The following is a 21,221-nucleotide window of genomic DNA, read 5'->3' as shown; positions in this document are numbered from 1 at the left end:
GCCGTGGAACGACTCCGACGGTCGGGAGTCGTCTCAGCAGCCGGCTATTCCCCCCTGCCCCATAAGCCGGCGACGTAGGGCGCGACTGTGGTGATGCCGGTCGCGCCTTACTTTTTTTCCGAGAAATTTGGCATTCCTTGGAGCCGTTCCCACTTTCGCTCCCATTTCGGGGGCGCCGGTAGCTTCAGCGCCGGGCGGCCAAGCCAGATTGGCTCTGAGGTGCTTGGTTTTGCGCGGGGTAGCGCCAGATGATGGGCGCGACGCGGATGCCATCGATTGACCGCCGCCCGGTTCTTGCCTCGTCCAGCGCCTTGAGCGCGCTCGCTGGTGTCCTTGCTGCTTTGCCGCCTTTGGCGATCACCCGAACAAAAAGCTCGGCAAGCGCCGTCCGAAACTCTAACTCGCTTCTACGCACAAGACTAACTCCAGTTTCTCGAACGTCTGAAACCGGAGCTATTGGAAGGGCCGCTCCTTGTCACTGGGCAAGCGTTGCGCACCGCGTTATCTAAAAAGAGCCGCAGCCGTTTCGAGGAATGGCCAAATTGCAAACGTGGTTAATTGCGACGCGTCCCGATCACTAGTCTAACCAGAATACGTGTTGAAGCGGCCGTGCCGCACGCCGCGCATGAATCCGCGAGAGACCTGCGTCTTTAGCTCCTTTTCCAAGAAGTCGTTCGCCACAATCAGCGCACGGATAGTTGCCCGCATATCGCCTCCGCAAGCAGCGATAGCGTCATCAACGGCGGCCTCTATTCCCGACTCTGTTGCAGCACCTGGAACAACCGCTTCAGCCATCTCGCCAGCCCTCCCCATCTCTCGCCGTTCTAGAACATAACAAGAACACGTCAAGAAGGCGGGAAAAAGCTGCCGATAACTGGCTCGACTGCAAGTGTTAGTTGCCCTGGCACGGCGACTCGCGTCAATTTGCCCCTTTCCAATTCAGGCAGGATGACCACTCGGTGAGCTTTACCTTTTCCGTGCCGCTCTTAAGCGGCCAGCAGCTGAATTTTGAGATCAAAACCGGAGAAATCGTATTCGTCTTAGGGGCAAACGGCACCGGCAAATCGAGCATGATTCAGCGCTTCTTTGCGGTGCATCGTCAAAATGCCCGTCGAATTTCTGCGCATCGCCAGACATGGTTCGAAACCAACGCAGTACAAATCACAGCCGCGCAGAAGCGAGATTCCCAAAATACTGTCACAGCCTATGATGCCGAACCGGTTTCCCGTTGGAGAGACTCCTATGCCAACGCGCGGCCTAATCTAGCGATCTTCGATCTTTTGGATGCGCAGAATGTCAGAGCGCGCCAGATCGCGGCAGCGGTGGACGAGGGACACATCGATCTGGCAAAGCAGCTTGCAAGAGCCGACGCTCCGTTAAAAACCATCAATGATCTGCTTCGATTCTCAGCACTGCCTATTCAGATATCTGTTGAGAGATTTGAACAAGTGTTTGCAAGCCGCGACGGCTGCACTCCGTATAGCATCGCAGAGCTATCCGATGGAGAACGCAACGCGCTGCTAATCGCGGCCGAAGTGCTGACTGCACCGCCGAATTCCTTGTTCTTTATCGATGAGCCTGAGAGGCATCTACATAGATCGATCATTTCGCCCCTTCTGACGCTACTCTTCGCTAAGCGGTCCGACTGCGCCTTTATGGTGTCAACTCACGATGTTCTCTTACCAATCGACAACCCAAGCTCTCGCACGCTCCTCCTTCGCTCCTGCCGCTATAACGGGTCAACCGCTTCGGCCTGGGACGCTGACCTTGTTGTTACTGACACGGAAATCGAAGATTCGCTTAAGAAGGACATTTTGGGCTCTCGCCGAAAATTGCTCTTCGTGGAGGGCGAGGAGCATAGCTTGGACAAGCCAATATATAGCCTGTTATTCCCAAGTGCTTCTGTGGTTCCGAAGCAAAGCTGCCGTGATGTCGAACACGCAGTTGCAGGAATTCGGGACGCTGCCGAACTTCACTGGGTCAAAGCATTCGGCATCGTGGACAGAGATAACAGGCAACAGAGCGATGTTCAAAGACTCAAAGAGCGCGGCGTCTACGCGGTCCCTGCCGTTTCCGTCGAATCTATCTATTACCATCCTGAGGTGCAAAGACGTGTATGCGAGCGCCAAGCTAAAGTTACGGGCGCGAAAGCAGAACTAAAACTTTCCGATGCCAAGAGTCGTGCAATTGGAGCGATGCAAGCACACGCACAAAGGCTTAGCGAACGGATCGTTGAGACAAGAATTCGTGCTGACCTGATGACGAAGCTACCCCGCCGGCAAGACATTGCAGCCGCCCAGCCGATCGCCGTATCCGTTGACGTACCTGCGATAGTCGCCGCTGAAAAGGCGCGGTTGGAAGCTGCGGTTCAAGCGAACGACTTAGATTTCCTGATCGCCCGATACCCTATTCGCGAAACACCTGCTCTCGGTGGAATCGCAGAGGCTCTCGGTTTCCAATCAAGAAGCCAATATGAGGGCTCCGTGAGGCAACTTCTTGTCGACGACAGTGACGCCCTATCGTTCGTCCGGGGGCTATTCGGCACTCTAGCTGAAGACATTGAAAGAAGCTAACGCTGCTCGATGCCGCTCATTCGCCCAAGGCTTACCGACTATCATGGAATCGCGCTTGCCCAAGCCGATCTGGATTTCGCGATTCCGTTCTTTGATGAGGACATTCCTCTCTACGTCGATCCATTTCTTTTGTGGCGTTCCCCATCCCAGCAGGATCAAGCGCTGCACACCTCGCTCATCAACGGCTTCAACCATCTCGGTTACCTTGCAAAGAAAGGTAAGTCGGATGAAGCCGTATCGCTACTAGTCGCCGCATCGGAATGTGACGAAGTTGGAATGGGCTCGTCTGCAAAACGGAAAGGAAAGCGGCTTGGAAAGGAAAAGGCCGCTGAGGTAGTTGCGCTCTTCAGTCGCATCCCACAGTACCGAGACGCCGGGTTCCGCCACTTCGAGGAGATACAGCTTTTCGTTGATGGCATATCGAAAGACCGCGTCAGTGATATTAGCTGCAACTTCTTGAAGTCATTTCTGATCGATTTCACAATCGATCAATGCGCCCGCTTGGGCATTCCGACAACCGCTTGCGTGGTGAACAATGTTTATGACTACCGGTCGAACAACTTCAAGACCGGTCGGTTTAATTTGCCTGTGAACCCTATCGATCAGACACCTCTGTTGTTTGTTCCCAAGCGATGGCTCCGTTTTACTCCATGGCTTAACTACGACGATTACTTTGAGAACCATTGCCCTCAAGACGACATTGCTCACGCTGCACAAGTATTGGAGCGCGTCGAGGTTCTAAATTTCAATCGAGATCACTATGGGATTGTGGATGGTTACGTTCGGACCAAGGAGAGGACATTCGAGGATTGCCATAACGATCCGCTCTTTTCCCAAATTCCTGTCTTGTCAGCGAAACGAAAGCTCGTCGAGCTAAAGAAGCTTCCGTCCGGCAAAGATGACAACGCGGACAAAAGGTACGAAGATGTGGTAGGACAGCTCCTTCCCTCCCTACTTTATCCGCATCTCGATTTTGCCCAATCGCAAGCTAGAACGGACAGCGGCGTTACGATCCGCGACTTGATCTTTTACAACCCGCGATCAACCCCCTTCCTAGCTGAGATGATGGACGATTACGGTTCGCGTCAAATTACCTTCGAGATGAAGAACGTTAAGTCCATCGTACGCGAGCACGTTGATCAGTTGAACCGCTACCTGGCCGACGAACTGGGCCGGTTCGGCGTGTTCGTCACCCGCAATCCCTTGAAGCGTGCTGAATTTCAGCGAACCATCGATCTTTGGTCGGGCCAACGCAAAGCAGTCGTCGCATTGACGGACTCTGACATTGAACAAATGGTCGAGGTGTTCGAAAGCAGGCAGCGCGCCCCTCTAGATGTGATCAACAAGAAATACGTCGAATTCCGAAGAGCCTGTCCGTGAAAGAGAGGAACGATGAAAACAAGCAATGATGTAGAAGCGCTCGAAAGGCTGATTGTTCAGCTCGGAGGGATGCACACTGAAATTTCTCAGCTAGCGAAGAAGTCACCCAACGACGCATTGAACGCGTTCAAATTGAAACTGGTTAACAAAATAATTGCCGCCGGAAATACGATACTCCCGCAAGACTACCGGCCATTTGAGGACTTCGAGCAGTTCGACTCCGACGATATGCCAACCAATAGCGACGTAACCTTGATCCTGACCCAGTACATGGAGCAGGCCGAACGCTTTCGATCTGACAACGTCGTGTATGAAGGTTACAAGTGGTACTACAAAGTAGACGACCGAACCAGCGACATCATCGCAGCACAGCCGACAAGGGTTGGCGACAAATGAAGAAACTCACGAAGCCGCATCCTACACACGTCACGACCCAAGCCATCGTGGACACCTATAGGACAACGAGCGGCGTGTTCCAGGGATTGCTTAAAGAAGTGCGCGAACTATCAAAGAAAAAGCCGGACGCGACAATGAGCCCCGCCAAGGTCAAGCTCATCAATCGTGTTCTGACTGATCTACTCGGCTTTTTGAAGAACGAACCGGAAGGAAAATATCTCGAAGAATTGGATAGCGATACTCTGCCGCAAGTCAGCGACGCGTTACTTGTGATGGTGCAGTTCGACACCGCCTTAACAAAGTTTTCCGGCCGATATCAAGAGTACGATAGCATACTGCACTCGCACCACTGGGTAACCAAGGAATACCTTGCGTCGGGCAAACGCGAATAAGTTGGGTCCCGAGCGGCAAACATTCCCTAGACGATTTCAAATTTTTCTGTAGCTGGAGGCTACCCGCGCCTCTGGGATGCCCGCGTTGCATCGTACGGCGCAAGGGACCCGTGGACGTTCAAATTAATCCGAGGGGTCTTCTCTTACATCCATCCGGCTTTTAAGCGAGACGGCGAGCGGTTGCGAAACCAAGTGTTGCCGTTTTCCGTCCCCGTTGTCGTTTTGTTGCTGTGCTTGGCAACACAAAGGCCATTGATCTATAATTGTTTTCCTTCATTTGTCGCTGTTTTGCCGTCCGAAAACTAAAGTCGATAGGGCTGCTACTGCTGCACGCTGTTGCTCTCGCACACCGCGTCGCGTTGGAGATAACCGCGCGCGGCAGCAACGTGACAGAAGACGGCAACATGACAACACTCCGCCTTTCATTTGTAATCTCAACCGCTTGCGTGTTGATTCGGCTGGCAACGCAACGGCAACAACGACAACACCAAGGAGCGTGACCGTTGGTCTATCCTGAGAGACCACGCATTCGCGACTTTTATGAAAGGTTGGCGGATTCAATCCCGTGCGAGCCCGAAGAATCACGGGCGGACCTCCGAGCGATGGATCGCTGGGAACTCCTCTCGCGCTACATCGGGTGGGCTGATCGATTTGTACCTGCCCGCCCGCGTCGCGTCGTCACTTGGGACGGAATCCTTCGGCATGGATCAGCGCGACACCATTCGGAAGCAGTCCTAGCTTTGGCCGCAGAAATCGAGACGGGTAACGATATGAGGCCATATCTATCTGACCAACTCAATTACGGGTACGTGCGTGCCAAGGACCAAACCCTATGGGGAAACAAAGACTACGTCTTAAACGCCTATGAGATGCATCATCTGCATCTCAGCCCGTCCGGGACGAAAGAACTCCTCTACGTTAGCTTCTCGCGAGTCGATGCGTTTTTCCTCATGGTGGGCGACCACAAGAGTTTCGATGACGGTACTCTTGCCCAAGCCGTTGCTGACGCACGCGTAGGAACATCGTACGAACTAAAGGGCATTCTAGGGTCCCGACAGCCAGAGACTATGAGCGAACACAATCGGCGCCAACGCAGGGGTCTTTCAACGGCTTTTCAAGTTGGCGACCAGGTGGTCATGGGAGCTCTACTCTCCAGCGCGGGCACCTCGCCACTGCACACCATGCACGCAGATCGAATAACTGAAGCAATGCAGCAGTTGGATGTCCAAATCGATGAACCGCAATTCGGCCGTGACTGGTTTGAGCAGAACGGCAAGAGCTACCCGGCAACACCAACATTCAAGTGGGCAATACAGTATTGTGACCTCTATCTTGTAGAGACAACAACATCAGTAGGATTTCCGATAGTCAAGTGGAGACGTTAGCCGCTCTGCCTATTCGATCCTTGTTTCTTTTTTCATTAGGACACCGGTAAACCAACGTCGCATGACGATACCCTTCCCGTAGCGCGATTCTCCGAGGGGATCTCGCCAACGACGCGCCAACTTGGAATCAAAACGCACGCCACGCTCTCCTAGAGCGGCGATCAGGTCGGCCTTGAAGTCCGCCCGATTACGCCGCTCACGGCCCGACATGCCCTCAACAGTATGCGCCCAATGCTCATAGGCTTCGAACGCCACCGCCAATGGGATGGCGTCCGCCGCGTCCCCCGTCACTCGCAAGCACTCGTTCGCGAACCGCAACGCCGGACTTTGCGCCTCCGCAAGCTCTCGCTGAGCCATACGGCCTCGCTCGCCGATGGTGAAGCGGTTGCTGTTCGCGCGGAGACGCCGAAGCCCGGCGATGGCCCAATTGGCGACGCCGCTCAGTTCGGCCCGTAGCTTGGCCCCCAGCTCGGTGTCCTTTACCTTCGCGAACGACGATTCGAACACCAGCACCAGCTCGCGGTCCGCCAACGCACCGGATTCGTCCAAGAACTTTGGATGCTTGTTCGCCACCAAAACAATCTTGGCCGGAATCTTCACTGACAACATCGACATATTCTTGCGATTCACCGACACCTCGTCGTTGCCAGTGATGGATTTAATGCGCTCGATGGCAGCGGAGCGCCGGGACAAGTCGGCGTCGTGCGCGTCGGGGATGAAGATAGCGCGTTTATCCATCAATCCTGCTAAGCCGAAGTCGCCCGCAAGATCGTTGAGCATGACAGAAGCGTGGTGGTGCTTGCCGATAAGCCCCTGAAGGATGCGCGTCAGCGTGCCCTTGCCACCGCGCTTCGCGCCGATCATCGCCAACAGCACTTCAATGGACGTGTCGGCCGTCAGCGCGTAGCCAAAGAACTCTTGGAGAGTTGGATGAAACGACGGATGTAGCCACTCCTCCAACTTCCTAAGGAAGAGCGGCGCCGTCGCCTCCGGGTCATAGCTCCATTCGGGAAGCCCCGTTGCGAAATATCGGCCATCATGTGGAATCAGATCGCCCGTTGCTGCGTTGACGATGCCGTTCCCAGCAAGAATCAAGTCGTTCGGCTCCGGCGCGTCGTCGGGCTTGGCGATCCATTCGTGCGGACGCGCTTTGCTGAAGCAAGCGAGCTTGATCGCCTTTACCATCAAGAAGATCTTGCCCACGTCCAGCACGTTGGTCGGATCAGTCGCGCGAATCTCCGCAGCCGATTCGTCGTCATCAAGGGCGCGCCAGACCCGATTACCCTCAAGGGTGTATAGGGTGCCATCCGACGAAATCAGCCGGTCCGGTCGCTCCGCAAGAAACGTTTCGGCGCACTTCGCCGCGTTGTCCTTGCCCTGATACGTCAGCGGCTTCGGCCACACGCACGCCGGCTCGTCATCGGACGCCGCTGGCCACGGATTATCCGGATTGCTTCCGACCAGACCCACGCTGGCGCGGCGAGCGCGACTCAGGCTGCCCGGCGCAATCACAGCGGCCATGTAGGCGCGGTGAACCTGTTCGTTCACATCACCCTTCGGAATTGGACTCCTACAATAGCGGTGAACCAGTTCGACGGCTTGCGTCTTGGAGATGCCGAGGTCGCGAACGCGCATCGCTAGGTCGAAGATGTGCTTGCGGCCGTCGGCGTTGTCCAACGGGCCACCCGCCATGTCGCGACAGATTTGCTTGGCCTCCGCGATGTCCACGGCGTTGTCCCAGCCATACCGGGGCGCTGGACCGTAATCGAAGCGGGACTCAACCTCAAAATCCGGATCGGTCTCCGGCTCCACAATGGAAATTGAGAAGGTCGGAAAGATCGTTAAGGACCGGAGCGGGATTGCCGCGCTGTGATCGCCTTCGTCGTCGTACATCTCGTCCACTCCGCAAGACACACGCAGCGCTGCACACGCTGCGAGGGCTTTATATTATCCACTGTCTTGGGGCGCATTTCGCGGGGCGCAGTCGCCTCGCGGCCGATCAGCCAACTGCGAGGCCGCTGATCGCAATTTCACTGACGGCGCTTTCGAATTCATACGGCGCAAACGTGGACATTAGCAATACGGTATCGGCGTCAAGATCTTCATCCGCGCGTTTAACCAACGCAAGCCAACGCCCGGTCGCCGCGAGCTTGCAGGCAAGCCAAGCGAGTTCGTTCGCCGTTGGCGTCCGACCGAATACACCATGGGACTCCGCGACGAAGCCGCTGCTATTGTCGTCGCCATCCGCAATCTCACCAATGACGTGATACTTGCGGTCTCGGCCCAACTCATAAATTTCGGTAGGCTTCTCGCTGCGGCTCGCAAGACTGTAGACCATGAACGTGCGCGGTCGATGCGCGGCCAGAACGCGTTCGTAGTCGCGTCGCTTCGCGTAAAACATCCCGGCGAAGAACTGTGGCAGCTTGGCAAGTGGCGCAACGTGCAAGATTTCCGTCTCGCCAGAGTCGAAGTATTCCAAATGCAATTCGATTCCGCGCCGGCCGGCGCCCGGCATTTGCAAGCCGCTGTCTGAGAAGTAGAATGGCAATTCGGGCAGGCCGGTTTTCGGGACGATCACGCCGTCAAGGCCGCGTCTCCGAAGTGCTGTGAAGAAGTGCACAACGTCGTCGGGTGTGGCGCCCGGCGGTAGGATGCCGAAACCGAGAAGGGTTTTGCGATCCGGGGAAAGCACATAGACGTCGCGAAGGTCCTGACCCGTCGCGTTACAATACGCCGCAAACGCTTCGACTTCTTTCCTCCTCGCCCACCAAAACTTGATGGACTCGACGTCCGACACGTTGGCGCCTGTAGCGAGCGCGATCACGTGGTCTTCGCCAGCGGTATCTCGCCAGCGAAAATTGAGGGCCTTCCACGGCTCGCCCTTACCGAAGGCGGGCGGTTGCTTGATCTTCACCACCGGCCGCACCGGCTTCATAATGAAGGTCATTACTCGATTCCCTTGTGCCGACGATACCACCGCCTGCAGTTGCGCTTATAGTACCGCACCGTATGCCGCGCGAAGAGCTTGCGCGCCCCGTCACGCGCTTCGACCGGCGGAAACGCCGGATCGGCGCTCGAAAGCCGGTAGGTATAGGCGAGACTTTTGTCGAGCACGCGCGCGACGTCTTGAAAGCCAATGAGCCGGTCCCGTCTCATTTGCGCACCTGCATGTTCGCGAACGCGCGGCGGGCGATGCCTGCCAACGCGCGCGGCCTCTCCGGAATGGGCTCGTTGACATTCTCCCGAAGCTGCATGTTGACCCGAAGCCGTTCCGACTCAGGTACGTCCTCGAGACGCGGAACGCCAGCGACAGCAAGAAAGAACGTCCGCAGCGCTTCGGGTCCATTTGCCTCTGCATAGTACGCGGCTGACGCTTTGATGCGATCTACCGAACAACGCATTTGAAAAACTCCTTGGTGTTGAAAAGGGTTGGCCGGGGGCGCGCATTCGAAGGCAACACGTCCCCGGCCGGAGTGCCGATTGGCGCCACCACTGACGCAATCGGCATGCTGGCGTCCGCCGGTAGGAGAGACGTAACGCGCTGAACTTCGAACGACGCGCAACATCACCGTGGTGCGGCGGGCGACCTCATTACGTCGAAGACCCGGCGATCGCGCGGCACAGGGTTGCAGGCTGCACACACAGCGGAAGCGGGTTGCTCTGCGCCTCCATGTCCACCGACCGTCCCATGCTATCCGGTGCGCTCTTCGCGTAGCGCGGAAGGCCGGGAGTGTTGACCGTCTCGATGTAGTCGGCCGGTGCGAAGGCTTCGACATAGAGTTCCGGAACGCCCACGAAGAAGAAGCGGGCCTCGTCCTGACCAACGGCAATCGTTTCGTTGTCGTCGGAGCCCCGATAGTTCTCCCAGAAAATGCCGCCGAACTCGAAGACGCCGTGTGCGTAGTTGCCGCCGAGCATCGCCGCAGCGGCCTCCGTCCCCGCCCAGGCATCTTTAACCTCCTGCCGAGAAATGAGCTTGTCGAAGAAGTTGTCACCGACGAACGCCCACACGATTGCGTCCTTCGGCAGGACCGTCTTGGCGTGGCGCTTCATGAACCGCGTCACTTCCTGCGACTTCACGCGGATATCTCCCGATTCGGTCGCGAGCGAGTCCAACGCAAAGTCGAAGGTTTCCGGTTGCGGAAGCCCGTTCGAATTGAGGTAGCCGAAGGCCAGATAGGAATCGAGCAGAACGGAGCCATCCGCATCGGTGGTGACACCCTTGAGCGCACCGAGCCGGTGATTCTCCAAGGTGAAGTCCAGACGGTTGGCCATCTTGGTCAGCGACTTGGTAACTGCCGATTCCAAGGACACCACCACATTCGAACTGCCAAACTCGCGCACGTTCTGCACAGAATCTGCATAGATCGTGTCTTCGATCTGAAGATGAGGGACCTTGAAGCTGTGCAGGGTCCGCTTGTCTCCGACCAGCTTTTGGCTTGGTGCGCCGCGCGACGTAGTTTGGATCAGTTCCAGTCGCTCACCGACGCGTTCGATGGTGATCGAAAGCGTCGAAATGGGCTTCGTGACCTTGCTGTCTGCAAAGACAAGTTGCCCAGCGCGGCCGGGGATGTGATCGATATCGTTGATCGCTGCGGTGAGCGACGCCATTTCGAACGCGTCGTCCGAGAACAAGTTCTCAATCTGTTTGGGCATAGCAACTTCCTTTTGGAATGGATGAATTGTGAAACTGTCGAAGCGCCGAGCTATTCGCTGCGGAGCGAAAGAACCGCGAGCACGGAGCAATCCGGCCGATGATGCGCCACGCCGCCTTCGGCGATGACCGCTTCGACGGCCGCCGCTTCTAGACGTTCGGCCACGTCGATTTCCGAATCCAACTCCGCCAACCGTTCTACCTGCTCTTCGCGCGACATCGCATCGGGAAACGCGTTGGCGTTGATGTCGATGAGCTTGGAGATTTCGGCCTTCAGTTGATCGCGGAGAAGGAAGGCCACCAAGGCTAGCCCGTCCAGGATGTGACGACCCTCACCAACGGTGCGACGCGGCCACAAGATGCCCGCGCCGTGGAACATTGCGAGCGTCTTGGGAATGCCAGCGTCCGCGAGCTTATCAATCTCGCGGTCCGCCGCCGCCTTGGCTTCGCTCTTGGTGCGCGCGGCCTTCTGCACGGTCCTGCGTTCGGCGATCAACTCCAAGGACGTTTCACGAAGGCGGGACAAGGCGTCTGTTAGTCGCTCATTCTTGCCAATCGCAAGGCGCGGACGCTCGACCTCAACAAACTTCGTCCCGCTGTACTTCTCAAGTTCAAGTTTGACCCGCGTGGCCGTCATGCGCGCGACTTGTGGCGCCGCACCGAGCATGGCCTTCTTCTGCCTGATGGCTGCAACGGTGTCGCTCGCCGCGTCGAGCCGGGCATCATCGCGCACCTTCTTGACGATCTGCTCTGCGACGCCGTCGGCGAGATTGTCATCACTCCAACCAAATGCTTTGCCGTCTTCGTCCTTCCGCTCTTCGCGGAGCAGCTTTCCTCTGCCGTCAGCCGCAGCGAGGCGCCGCAGTTCCTGAAGGGCTTCGAACTCTTCGGCGGCTAACGCCTGAAGATCAGCGGCACGACGCGAAGCTGCGTCGATAATTTTCTGGTCTTCGATTTCGAGGCGAGCGATGATCTTGCGGACGGACAAAGGAAGCGAACGCATCTGGCAACTCCATCTTGGTTGCCATCTATAGAACGCACCCTTTCTGTAAAGTCAGCAAGTCTTCTCTAAATTTAGTTCGGCCCTGCGCCTGAGCTCCGCATTCACATCGGGGCGCGTGCGCTTGATGCCTGCATTGTCCATAATGGATTCTTTGTAGCCCCATGCCTCGCAAACTGCCCGGAACGCATCTTTTAGAGGTACACCGGCCTTTTTCCGCTTGTCGAAGTCTTGAACCGCATCGGTGAGGCGTTGCACCTTCGGTGACGCGGGCTTGATCGGGTTTGGATTGAGAATACAAAAGCGAACCGCCTCGCAGTAGGGCGCGGGAACGGGCTCGCCGCTCGCGATCAGGTCGGCGAGCAGCAGGCGTCTCCCCACCCTCCACGCCGCAATGGCGCGCTCCCAATCTTCGCAATCGGCAATCAAAATGCAAAAACCAAATCATAAAATACTGCCGACCATGCGCAAAGGAGCCGTCCGGATTCCAGTAACAAATAAGCCCGGCGCAGCGGCCGGGCTTGTATCGTACGATTGAAAGATGATCGCCTTCAGCTTGCCGTCGCAAGCGCTACGACATTAGATTCGCCTTCGACGTAGCGACCCCATGCCTCCATTAGCTCGCGGCGCTTCTTCAAAGCGGTGCCGCGCCGGTAGGCTTGCTCCACTTCGTCGCCGATTTTGTGCGCTAGGGCCATCTCTGCAATTTCGCGCGGGAAGTGCGTCTCGTCTCCGGCCCAATCTCGGAAGGACGAACGGCAACCATGTGTCGTCATGTCCGGGTAGACTTTTTGGAGCGCGTGGAGAACGGCGTTCATACCAAGCGGTTTGGTGTGATCCTTCGACCATTGGCCGGCGAACACGTACGCGTCCGAGTCCAGCCCTTTCGGCATCACGGCGCGCAAGATCGCGACGGCGCGAGCGCACAACGGCACTTCGTGGGGCCTGCCCTCCGGGTGATCCTCCGTCTTCAAGCGCTCCGCCGGAATGGTCCAAAGCTTGTTCTCGAAATTGATTTCGCGGGCGCGCATGAAGCGCGCTTCGCCGGTCCGAACTGCGGTCAGCATGATGTATTCAGCCGCAAGATTCACGGCGGTGTCGGCGCCGCTGTGCTTCGTACGAAGCGCGGCCACGATGCCCGGCACGTCCTTGTAGGGCGCCGCCTTGTGGTGCCGCTTCGACTTCGGCGCCTTCGGCAATAGCTCCTTCAGATTGCCGCGCCATAGGGCGGGGTTCTCACCGGACCGAAGACCTTTCGCCTTCGCGGCCGACAACACGCGCTCAATCCGGCTTCGCGTCTCGCGCGCCGTCCGCGGGATGATGAGCCAAATGGGCGACAACACCGCCAGCACGTCGGTTGTGGTGATGTCCTGAAGCGTTTTGCTCCGGATGGACGCGCACCGCACCTCCAAGTCCCGTTTCCAATCAGCGTGCGTATTCTTGCCTTTGAAGCCGCTCTTGATCGATTCCAAGAACGCGTCCGCGAAGGCGCCGAAGGTGGTACTCGCCGGGTCTTTGGCCTTCCTCTCTACGGCGGGATCGATCCCACGGCGTAGAAGCATACGGGCCTCTTCGGCCTTTTCCCGGGCGTGAGCGAGCGATAGGCCATCCCTGCTCTTGCCTGCGGCCGGTCCCAGCCCAAGCTCTGTATGCCCGCCGCTCGCCGGTCGGAGATACCTAAAAACCCACGATCGGCGCCCGCCGTCCGCAATTCGAAGATAAAGACCGCCGCCGTCGCCATAGCGTCCCTTCGCGTTAAGCGTTTCGACCTTGCGGGCGGAGAGCTTATGTAACAGTCGCGCCATACGTTCCCACTTCCGTTCCCACTTCCGCCGGCGGATCGTGGCGGTGTTCCACGGTCCTCGGCGGTGCTTTGCGGAGTTTCGATGGAGCGATTATAGCAGGAACGTCAGTCGGTTAGTGAACTTTGGCAAGGCATGGTGAAGGACCACGGAGCCCCTCCGCTGGCGAGGTGATGCCGGTCGCGCCTTACTTTTGTCTGGCGTCTACTTCGCCTTCGCCGCAAGCCATTCCCGCCCTTCGCCATAGAGCTTCTCGACTTCCGGGCCCGTGAGGCCGGGCATGTCGCGCTTGACCTTGTAGCCTATCAGCTCCTGCATGTAGGCGAGGTGGCGATAGCCTTCGGGCAGCGCGGCGAGCGCCTCCGGGTCGAGGCGCAGCGTCGCGGCGGGATCGACCGGATCGATCCGGTCCTTCTCGTAGATCGGCTGGCGGCGGACGATGCCCCATTTACCCTGCCGCTTCTCCAGGAAATCGTAGAAGCGCCCCGTGCAGACGACGTCGCAGAGCACGTCATGCACCAGGGCGCGCTGCGAGATCGTCATCTTGGTCTGGGCGATGGCCCGCTTGCCGGCGAGATCGATGCTGGTGCCGCCGAGGAAATGCAGGATGCGCACACCCCTGGCAAACCCTTCCTGGCTGACGCGCATGAAATCCCGCGCCGGCCCCTGAAACCAGGTGGCGGACATCCAGCCCTCGTCATGCCAGACCGTGGCAAAGCGCTCCCAGTCCCCGGCGTCGCGCCACACCGCCCAGTTCTCGACGAGGTCGCGGATGGCGAGGCGATCGAGGAGTTGCTGGTCCATGGCACATCTCCGATTGGTGCGGCCGCAGGCGCAGCCGCTGCATGAGGTATGGGCGGTGAATTCGACGGCCGTCAAGCATGGGCAGCAGACATGAAAAATCCGGCGTGCCTTGCGGCGCGCCGGATCAGATCACTTCGCCAATTGGCGGGCTACCAGGGCGTCATTACGCCGCCGGCGCCTTCGGAGCGCGATTGCGCGAATTGCGCTGGAAGAACAGCGCCTGGCTCGCCACCGCCGATACCATCGCCGGCTGGAACGGCTTTGAGATCAGGAATGCCGGCTCGGGACGCTCGCCGGTGAGGAAGCGCTCAGGGTACGCGGTGATGAACACCACTGGCACCTCGAAGGTCCGGAGCAGTTCGTTGACGGCGTCCAGGCCGGACGAGCCATCGGCGAGCTGAATGTCGGCGAGGATCAGGCCGGGCCGCTTGTTCTTGGCCAGCGCCACCGCGTCGGCATGGGTGCGCGCGACGCCGACGACGTTGTGGCCGAGATTCTTCACCAGGCTCTCGAGGTCCATGGCAATGAAGGTCTCGTCCTCTATGATCAGCACGTCGGTCGCAATCTCGGCCGCCATCTCGCGTCCGGCAGCGTCTGCAAGACGTCGCGTTTCCGCGACGTCGGTGCCGAGAACGAAGGCGACTTCCTCTTCCGAGAAGCCCTCGAGCGAAAGCAGCAGGAAGGCCTGACGCGGCAGCGGCGTGATGTTCGACAGCCGCCGCTCCGGCGGCATCGGCAGGGTCGTCACCTCGGCATCCTCGTTGACCGAGACCGAATTCCAGATCTGCGTGAACAGCCGGAACAGGCCGGCCCGAGGCCCATGGCTCTCATCGAGCACCGACGGATCTCCCAGCATGGCTTCCAACATGGCTGCGACATAGGCGTCACCGGAGGCCTGGCTGCCGGTCAGGGCGCGCGCGTACCGGCGCAACAACGGCAAGTGTTCAGCAACAAGCTGTGAACGGGACATCCCCACTCCATTCGTCTTCGGGCCAACCTTGAGGTCAGGAGACACGCGGGGGGCCCGGGTTCCCCAGCTGGACTGATTACGCATCAGCTCAAGAAAAGTTCCGCTGAGCTGGGAACTTTTCCGCGGACCTGGAATTGTGCCTATCCAGGGAACGGCTCCCGGTTGAGAAAACCTCTCGAATTTGCAGTCACTTAACTCGGGGAAACGTGGAACAGGCCATGAAAGATCTCAAGTCTCAAGCCAGCAGAAGCGCGACCCCCGGCAAGGGAGGGCTCACTCCGGAGATTCAATCCCGGATCGGGCATCAATTGCGGGCAATGTACGACGATGTCGTACGACAGGGGGTTCCGGATCGGTTCGCAGAACTGATCAAGAAGCTTGATGCGCCGGGAGCGACTCCCCATGTGGAAAATGAGGGCGGATCCAACGACAACAACAATGGGAGGGATTAATGCCTCTCACGGACTCCCTTCGTAACGACATCCTGGCGGCCGTGCCAAGTCTGCGCGCCTTCGCCATCTCGCTCAGCGGCAATGCGGACCGCGCCGACGACCTGGTCCAGGAGACGCTGCTGCGCGCGCTCGCCAACATCGACTCGTTCCAGCCCGGCTCCAACCTGCCGGCCTGGCTGTTCACGATTCTGCGCAACCTGTTCCGCTCCGACTATCGCAAGCGGCGGCGCGAGGTCGAGGATGCCGAGGGCAACTACGCCAAGACGCTGAAGACTCAGCCTTCGCAGAACGCGCATCTCGAATTCGAGGAGTTCCGCACGGCGCTCGACAAGCTTCCGCAGGATCAGCGTGAAGCGTTGATCCTGGTCGGTGCGTCCGGCTTCTCCTATGAGGATGCGGCCTCGATCTGCGGCTGCGCGGTCGGCACGATCAAGAGCCGCGTGAACCGCGCCCGCTCGAAGCTCGCCGCGCTGCTCTATGTCGACGGCGCCGAGGATTTCGGGCCCGACGAGACGGTGCGGGCCGTGATCGGCGGCAGCGGCGGCTGATAGCCGACGCCAATCGGACTCGGACGAGACGAAGACGGCCGTTTCCACCGGCCGTCTTTGCGCGCGTCCGATGTGGGTGGCGTCGAGTTCACGGCGCTCGATCACTCGTCAACAAAGGTCACGGTATCGGCCACGCTCGCACGCGAGGTGCGGTAGCTGTTGACCTTATGCGCATGGTCGGCGTAGCCGAACGAGATGCCGCAGACGACGCGGCGGTCGTCGGGCAGATTGAAATGCCGGCGGATCAGCCCGGAATGGCGCGCGAGCGCCGCCTGCGGTATCGTGCCGAGCCCGAGCGCCTGCGCGGCCAGCATGAAATTGCTGACATAGGCGCCGCAATCGATCGCACCGTAGATGCCGAGCGGCTCGTTGGTGTGAATGATCGCGACATGTGGCGCGCCGAAGAAGTTGTAGTTCTCGAGCGCCTGCCTGGCATAGGCCATCTTGTCGCCACGGGCGATGCCGAGCGTGTTGTAGAGCTGGAAGCCGCTTTCGCGGCGGCGCTCCAGATAGACCCCGACATATTCGCGCGGCGGCGTGAAATCGTAATCATCGCCAAGGCCCTTTGAGGCCTCCGCGTAGATCGCCTCGCGAAAGCGCTCCTTGGCCTCGCCGCTGGCGATGATGACCTGCCAGGGCTGGCTGTTGCACCAGGACGCCGTGCGTTGCGCGGTGGTCAGCACATGCTCGATGGTCGCGCGATCGACGTCCTTGGGAAGAAACGCGCGGACGGAGTAGCGCTCGTTGAGGAGCTCTTCGAGCACGCCGATGCGGTCTTGGGTCTGGCTCACTTTTGCATCCATGAATTGGCTCGCGCTCTTCTCGTAGGGTGGGCAAAGACGCGCAAGCGTCGTGCCCACCGACAGACTTGCCCCGAAGCATCTGCATATGGTGGGCACGCTTCGCTTTGCCCACCCTACGAGATACCGCGAGACGTGAGATTATCGCCCCTTGGTCGGGATCTTGTTATACGGCACGTCCTTGTCGACGCGAATGTCGCCGGGCAATCCTAGCACGCGCTCGGCGATGATGTTGCGCAGGATCTCGTCGGTGCCGCCGGCGATGCGCATCGAGGGCGAGGACAGCAGCATCTGCTGGAACTGGCCCTGCACCGTCTCCTCATCGTTGCCGGTGAGAACACCGGCCGCGCCCTGGAGGTCCATGGCGCAGGTCGCGATGTCCTGGAGCATCATGCCCGACACGAGCTTGCCGATCGAATTCTCCGGGCCCGGCCGCTCACCCTTCGACAGCGCCGAGATCGTGCGGTAGCTGGTGTATTTCAGTCCGTTCGACTTCGCCGCCCAGCTCGCGAGCTTCGAGCGCACGGCGGGATCGTCGATGGCGAGTCCGTCCTCCAGCATCAGGTTGGAGCAGAACTCGAACATCTCAGGCACGCCGGTCGCAAGCCGCGCGCCGATCGACATGCGCTCGTTCATCAGGGTGGTCAGCGATACGCTCCAGCCCTCGCCGACGGCCCCTAGCCGCTGGCTGTCGGGGATCACGACGTCGGTGAAATAGACTTCGTTGAACTCCTGCATGCCATTGGCCTGTTTGATCGGCCGCACCTCGACGCCGGGGCTCTTCATGTCCAGGAAGAACATGGTGAGGCCCTTGTGCTTGGGCACGTTCGGATCGGTGCGCGCGATCAGGAGTCCGTAATCGGAGTAATGCGCGCCCGAGGTCCAGATCTTCTGGCCGTTGACGACCCAGCTATCGCCCTTCTTCTCGGCGCGGGTCCGCAAGCCTGCGACGTCGGAGCCGGCGGACGGCTCCGAGAACAGCTGGCACCAGATCTCCTCGCCCGAAGCGAGCTTGGGCAAATAGCGGCGCTTGGCGTCTTCGCTGCCAAAAGCCATCACGGTCGGACCGCACATGCCTTCGCCGATCTGGAACGGCTGCGTCAGCTTGCCGTAGACGCCCTCCTCCTGCTGCCAGATCACCCGCTCGATCGGCGTCGCACCGCGGCCGCCATATTCCTTCGGCCAATGCAGACAGGCCCAATTGCCCTCGAACTTCTTCTTCTGCCAGGCCTTGCCGACATCCACGATGTCGTGGTGAGCGAGCCGGATACGGCCGAGCGAGGATTTTGACAGCTCGGCATGCAGCTCCTTCGGCGCATTGGCCTCGATCCATTGACGCGCGGTCTCGCGGAATGCGGCTTCCTGCGGCGTGTCGTCGAAATTCATGGCGCTCCCCTTTCATTGTCATTCCGGGGCGCGCAACGCGCGAACCCGGAATCTAGAGCTTGCATATTCGCTTCGAGATTCCGGGTTCGGCTCCTCGAGCCGCCCGGAATGACGGCTAGTTTCTTCCCTTCGTCGGGATCTTGTTGAATGGCACGTCCTTGTCGACACGGATGTCGCCGGGCAGGCCCAGCACGCGCTCGGCGATGATGTTGCGCATGATCTCGTCGGTGCCGCCTTCGACGCGGGTGCCCGGCGCACGCAGCAGTATGGCCTGGAAGCGGCCAGCGACTTCGGCATCTTCGGCACCGCTGACGACGCCAGCGGCGCCTTGCAGATCGAGCGCGTAGGTCGCGACGTCCTGGATCATCGAGCCCGCAACCAGCTTGCCGATGGAATTTTCCGGCCCCGGCCGCTCGCCCTTGGACAGCGCCGAGATGGCGCGCATGCTGGTGTAGCGCAGGCCGCTCGCCTTCACCGCCCAGTTCGCCAGCTTCGAGCGCACCGCGCGGTCCTCGATCGCAGGCCCATCGTCGAGCATCAGGCTCGAGCAATACTCGAACAGTTCGGGGAAGCCGGTCGACACGCCCGCGCCGATCGACATGCGCTCGTTCATCAGCGTGGTCAGCGAAACGTTCCATCCGTCGCCGACCTCGCCGAGGCGCTGATGGTCGGGAATGCGGACATTGGTGAAATAGACCTCGTTGAAATCGGAGGCGCCGCTGGCCTGCTTGATCGGCCTGACCTCGACGCCGGGGCTCTTCATGTCCAGGAAGAACATGGTGAGCCCCTTGTGCTTGGGCACGGTGGGATCGGTGCGGGTCAGAAGGATACCGTAGTCGGAGTAATGCGCGCCCGACGTCCAGATCTTCTGGCCGTTGACGACCCAGTCGTCGCCATCCTTTTCAGCGCGCGTGCGGAGCCCTGCGACGTCCGAGCCGCCGGCCGGCTCGGAGAACAGCTGGCACCAGACCTTCTCTCCGGACGCGAGCGGCGGCAGATATTTGCGCTTATGCTCCTCGCGCGCGAAGGCCATCATGGTCGGCCCGCACATGCCATGGCCGATGATGAACATGTGGGAGAGCTTGCCGAACGGGCCCTCCTCCTGCTGCCAGATCACGCGCTCGATCGGCGACGCCCCGCGGCCGCCATACTCCTTCGGCCAGTGCAAGCAGGCCCAGCCGGCATCGGCTTTCTTCTTCTGCCAGGCCTTTGCGACCTCGAGGATGTTGGCGTCCTTGAGCTGCGTGCGGCCAAGCGAGGATTTGCGCAGCTCCTCCTCGTACTGCTTCGGCGCGTTCGCGTTGATCCAGGCGCGCGCGGTGGTGCGAAATTCGGCTTCCTGCGGGGTGTCGTCGAAGTTCATGGTCTCATCTCTCGGTTCGTTCCCCGGACGCTGCGCAGCGCGAAGCGGTGCGCAACAGAGCCGGGGTCCATTGCGGCCCCTGGGTCCCGGCTCTGCGGCGCTCCGCGCCGCGTCCGGGACGCGATCGTAGCGCTAAGCTGCGTTCTTCTTGCGCATGCGGTCGATCAACTGGTCTTCCCAATAGGTGAGGCTGCCGAGCCCCAACGCCATCGCGTTGGCGCGGCGGTAGTACATGTGGCAGTCGAACTCCCAGGTGAAACCCATGCCGCCGTGAACCTGGATATTGTTCTTGGCGCAGTGCTGGAACGCCTGCGTCGCGCTGATGCGCGCGGCGGCCGCGGCTTCCGGCAACTCGGCCGCATTAGTCGAGAGCGCCCAGGCACCGTAATAGCTGTTGGAGCGTGCCAGCGTCGCCGAGACATACATATCGGCAAGCATGTGCTTGACCGCCTGGAAGGAGCCGATCTGCCGGCCGAAGGCGATGCGGTCGAGCGCGTAGTCGCGGCCCATCTCCAGCGCGCGGTCGGCACCGCCGACCTGCTCGAACGCGCACAGTACCGCGGCACGGTCGAGCACCTGGGTGAGGATACTCCAGCCTTCGCCCGCAGCGCCGAGCGGCTCCGCCTTGCAATCCCTGAGGGTGATCTCGGCCTGCCCGCGGGTCGGATCGAGATTGGTGAGGCTTTTGACCTCGACGCCGCCGGCCTTCAGATCAACCAGGAACAGCGAGATGTCATTGTCGCGCCCGCTCGATCCCGTGCGCGCGGCAACCACCGCGAAATCGGCGATTGCCCCGTCGGCAACCGGCTTCTTGACACCATTGAGCACGCCGTTCGCTGCGGTGAGCTTGACGTTCTTCGGCGACGGATTGCCCTTGCCCTCGAACAGTGCGAGCGTGCCGATCGCCTCCCCCGAAGCAATCGCCGGCAACCATTTCTTCTTTTGCGCGTCACTGCCGGCGATCAGCAGCGCTTCGGCAGCAAGGTAGACCGTCGAGGAGAACGGCACCGGCGCGTTGGCCCGTCCCATTTCCTCCGCAATCACGCAGAGCTCGAGATGGCCAGCACCCGCGCCACCGAACTCCTCGGGAATCGCGACGCCGAGGAAGCCCATCTCGGCAAGGCCCTTCCAGAGCTCCTTGTCGTAAGGCGCCTTGCCGTCGAGCACGACACGCACCGCCTTCGGCGGGCATTTTTCCGCGAGGAATTTGCGCGCCTGGTCGCGGAGCTGCTTCTGGTCGTCGGAGAAATCGAAATTCATGGGGCTTACCTTTTTCTTGCTGTCATTCCGGGGCGCGACGAAGTCGCGAGCCCGGA

The 21,221-nt window shown here is 59.8% G+C and carries 22 protein-coding genes; 7 read left to right on the top strand and 15 right to left on the bottom strand.

Features of this window, described 5'->3' with window-relative positions; all coding sequences use genetic code 11:
- Nucleotides 1-582 precede the first annotated feature (582 nt).
- Nucleotides 583-795: a hypothetical protein gene (locus ACM42_RS31730; protein ID WP_271531672.1), complete on the bottom strand. Its 213-nt coding sequence runs from the start codon at nt 793-795 to the stop codon at nt 583-585.
- 164 nt (nt 796-959) lie between these two features.
- Here ACM42_RS31730 and ACM42_RS31725 point away from each other — a divergent pair, with 164 nt between their 5' ends.
- The 5 genes from ACM42_RS31725 to ACM42_RS31705 all read left to right on the top strand — a co-directional run bounded on the left by ACM42_RS31725 (nt 960) and on the right by ACM42_RS31705 (nt 6,126).
- The gene (locus ACM42_RS31725; protein WP_271531670.1) at nt 960-2,573 is read left to right on the top strand and encodes an AAA family ATPase; all 1,614 of its coding nucleotides are present in this window, start codon (nt 960-962) and stop codon (nt 2,571-2,573) included.
- Nucleotides 2,574-2,582: 9 nt separating this feature from the next.
- The gene (locus ACM42_RS31720) at nt 2,583-3,953 is read left to right on the top strand and encodes a hypothetical protein (protein ID WP_271531668.1); all 1,371 of its coding nucleotides are present in this window, start codon (nt 2,583-2,585) and stop codon (nt 3,951-3,953) included.
- A 12-nt stretch (nt 3,954-3,965) separates the two neighbouring features.
- Nucleotides 3,966-4,349 (top strand): hypothetical protein, encoded by a 384-nt coding sequence (locus ACM42_RS31715; protein ID WP_271531666.1) that lies wholly within the window; start codon nt 3,966-3,968, stop codon nt 4,347-4,349.
- Entirely contained in the window at nt 4,346-4,741 is a 396-nt protein-coding gene (locus ACM42_RS31710) for a hypothetical protein (protein ID WP_271531664.1), read from the top strand. The genes ACM42_RS31715 and ACM42_RS31710 overlap by 4 nt, the downstream gene beginning before the upstream one ends.
- A gap of 740 nt (nt 4,742-5,481) precedes the next feature.
- Complete coding sequence (locus ACM42_RS31705) at nt 5,482-6,126, top strand: hypothetical protein (protein WP_271531662.1); 645 nt, start codon at nt 5,482-5,484, stop codon at nt 6,124-6,126.
- Between the two features lie 9 nt (nt 6,127-6,135).
- Here the strand turns inward: ACM42_RS31705 and ACM42_RS31700 are convergent, their stop codons facing one another.
- The 10 genes from ACM42_RS31700 to ACM42_RS31655 all read right to left on the bottom strand — a co-directional run bounded on the left by ACM42_RS31700 (nt 6,136) and on the right by ACM42_RS31655 (nt 15,356).
- Complete coding sequence (locus ACM42_RS31700; protein ID WP_271531660.1) at nt 6,136-8,019, bottom strand: DNA primase family protein; 1,884 nt, start codon at nt 8,017-8,019, stop codon at nt 6,136-6,138.
- A gap of 106 nt (nt 8,020-8,125) precedes the next feature.
- Nucleotides 8,126-9,073, bottom strand: a complete 948-nt coding sequence (locus ACM42_RS31695; RefSeq protein ID WP_271531658.1) for a hypothetical protein — start codon at nt 9,071-9,073, stop codon at nt 8,126-8,128.
- Entirely contained in the window at nt 9,073-9,282 is a 210-nt protein-coding gene (locus ACM42_RS31690; protein WP_271531656.1) for a hypothetical protein, read from the bottom strand. Before ACM42_RS31690 ends, ACM42_RS31695 begins: the two co-directional genes overlap by 1 nt.
- Nucleotides 9,279-9,527 (bottom strand): hypothetical protein, encoded by a 249-nt coding sequence (locus ACM42_RS31685; RefSeq protein WP_271531654.1) that lies wholly within the window; start codon nt 9,525-9,527, stop codon nt 9,279-9,281. Before ACM42_RS31685 ends, ACM42_RS31690 begins: the two co-directional genes overlap by 4 nt.
- 190 nt (nt 9,528-9,717) lie before the next feature.
- Entirely contained in the window at nt 9,718-10,782 is a 1,065-nt protein-coding gene (locus ACM42_RS31680) for a major capsid protein (RefSeq protein WP_271531651.1), read from the bottom strand.
- A 50-nt stretch (nt 10,783-10,832) separates the two neighbouring features.
- A complete protein-coding gene (locus ACM42_RS31675) occupies nt 10,833-11,783 on the bottom strand; it encodes a hypothetical protein (RefSeq protein ID WP_271531649.1) in 951 nt (316 codons plus the stop codon).
- Between the two features lie 51 nt (nt 11,784-11,834).
- The gene (locus ACM42_RS31670) at nt 11,835-12,209 is read right to left on the bottom strand and encodes a hypothetical protein (RefSeq protein WP_271531647.1); all 375 of its coding nucleotides are present in this window, start codon (nt 12,207-12,209) and stop codon (nt 11,835-11,837) included.
- 122 nt (nt 12,210-12,331) lie between these two features.
- Nucleotides 12,332-13,585 (bottom strand): tyrosine-type recombinase/integrase, encoded by a 1,254-nt coding sequence (locus ACM42_RS31665; RefSeq protein ID WP_271531645.1) that lies wholly within the window; start codon nt 13,583-13,585, stop codon nt 12,332-12,334.
- Nucleotides 13,586-13,786: 201 nt separating this feature from the next.
- Entirely contained in the window at nt 13,787-14,386 is a 600-nt protein-coding gene (locus ACM42_RS31660) for a nuclear transport factor 2 family protein (protein ID WP_271531643.1), read from the bottom strand.
- Nucleotides 14,387-14,549: 163 nt separating this feature from the next.
- Nucleotides 14,550-15,356 carry a response regulator gene (locus ACM42_RS31655; protein WP_028179299.1) on the bottom strand — a complete coding sequence of 269 codons (807 nt, stop codon included), beginning with the start codon at nt 15,354-15,356 and terminating at the stop codon, nt 14,550-14,552.
- Between the two features lie 218 nt (nt 15,357-15,574).
- Between ACM42_RS31655 and ACM42_RS31650 the strand changes: the two genes are divergently transcribed.
- Together ACM42_RS31650 and ACM42_RS31645 are read left to right on the top strand one after the other, a co-directional pair.
- Nucleotides 15,575-15,808 (top strand): NepR family anti-sigma factor, encoded by a 234-nt coding sequence (locus ACM42_RS31650; RefSeq protein ID WP_271531640.1) that lies wholly within the window; start codon nt 15,575-15,577, stop codon nt 15,806-15,808.
- On the top strand, nt 15,808-16,356 hold the full coding sequence (locus ACM42_RS31645; protein WP_018316216.1) for a sigma-70 family RNA polymerase sigma factor: 549 nt from the start codon (nt 15,808-15,810) through the stop codon (nt 16,354-16,356). Before ACM42_RS31650 ends, ACM42_RS31645 begins: the two co-directional genes overlap by 1 nt.
- Nucleotides 16,357-16,457: 101 nt before the next feature.
- On the opposite strand, the gene ACM42_RS31640 is transcribed toward ACM42_RS31645, so the two are convergent.
- From ACM42_RS31640 to ACM42_RS31625, 4 genes are all read right to left on the bottom strand, one after another.
- Complete coding sequence (locus tag ACM42_RS31640) at nt 16,458-17,159, bottom strand: nitroreductase (RefSeq protein ID WP_271531638.1); 702 nt, start codon at nt 17,157-17,159, stop codon at nt 16,458-16,460.
- A gap of 138 nt (nt 17,160-17,297) precedes the next feature.
- Entirely contained in the window at nt 17,298-18,542 is a 1,245-nt protein-coding gene (locus tag ACM42_RS31635) for an acyl-CoA dehydrogenase (RefSeq protein ID WP_271531636.1), read from the bottom strand.
- A 115-nt stretch (nt 18,543-18,657) separates the two neighbouring features.
- Nucleotides 18,658-19,905: an acyl-CoA dehydrogenase gene (locus tag ACM42_RS31630; RefSeq protein ID WP_271531634.1), complete on the bottom strand. Its 1,248-nt coding sequence runs from the start codon at nt 19,903-19,905 to the stop codon at nt 18,658-18,660.
- A 132-nt stretch (nt 19,906-20,037) separates the two neighbouring features.
- A complete protein-coding gene (locus tag ACM42_RS31625; RefSeq protein ID WP_271531632.1) occupies nt 20,038-21,165 on the bottom strand; it encodes an acyl-CoA dehydrogenase family protein in 1,128 nt (375 codons plus the stop codon).
- Between the last annotated feature and the right edge of the window lie 56 nt (nt 21,166-21,221).

The sequence above is a fragment of the Bradyrhizobium sp. CCBAU 25338 genome, assembly GCF_028128965.1.
Lineage (GTDB): Bacteria > Pseudomonadota > Alphaproteobacteria > Rhizobiales > Xanthobacteraceae > Bradyrhizobium > Bradyrhizobium liaoningense.
Note: the sequence above shows the minus strand (reverse complement) of the source record. Positions and strands in the feature narration are given on the sequence as shown.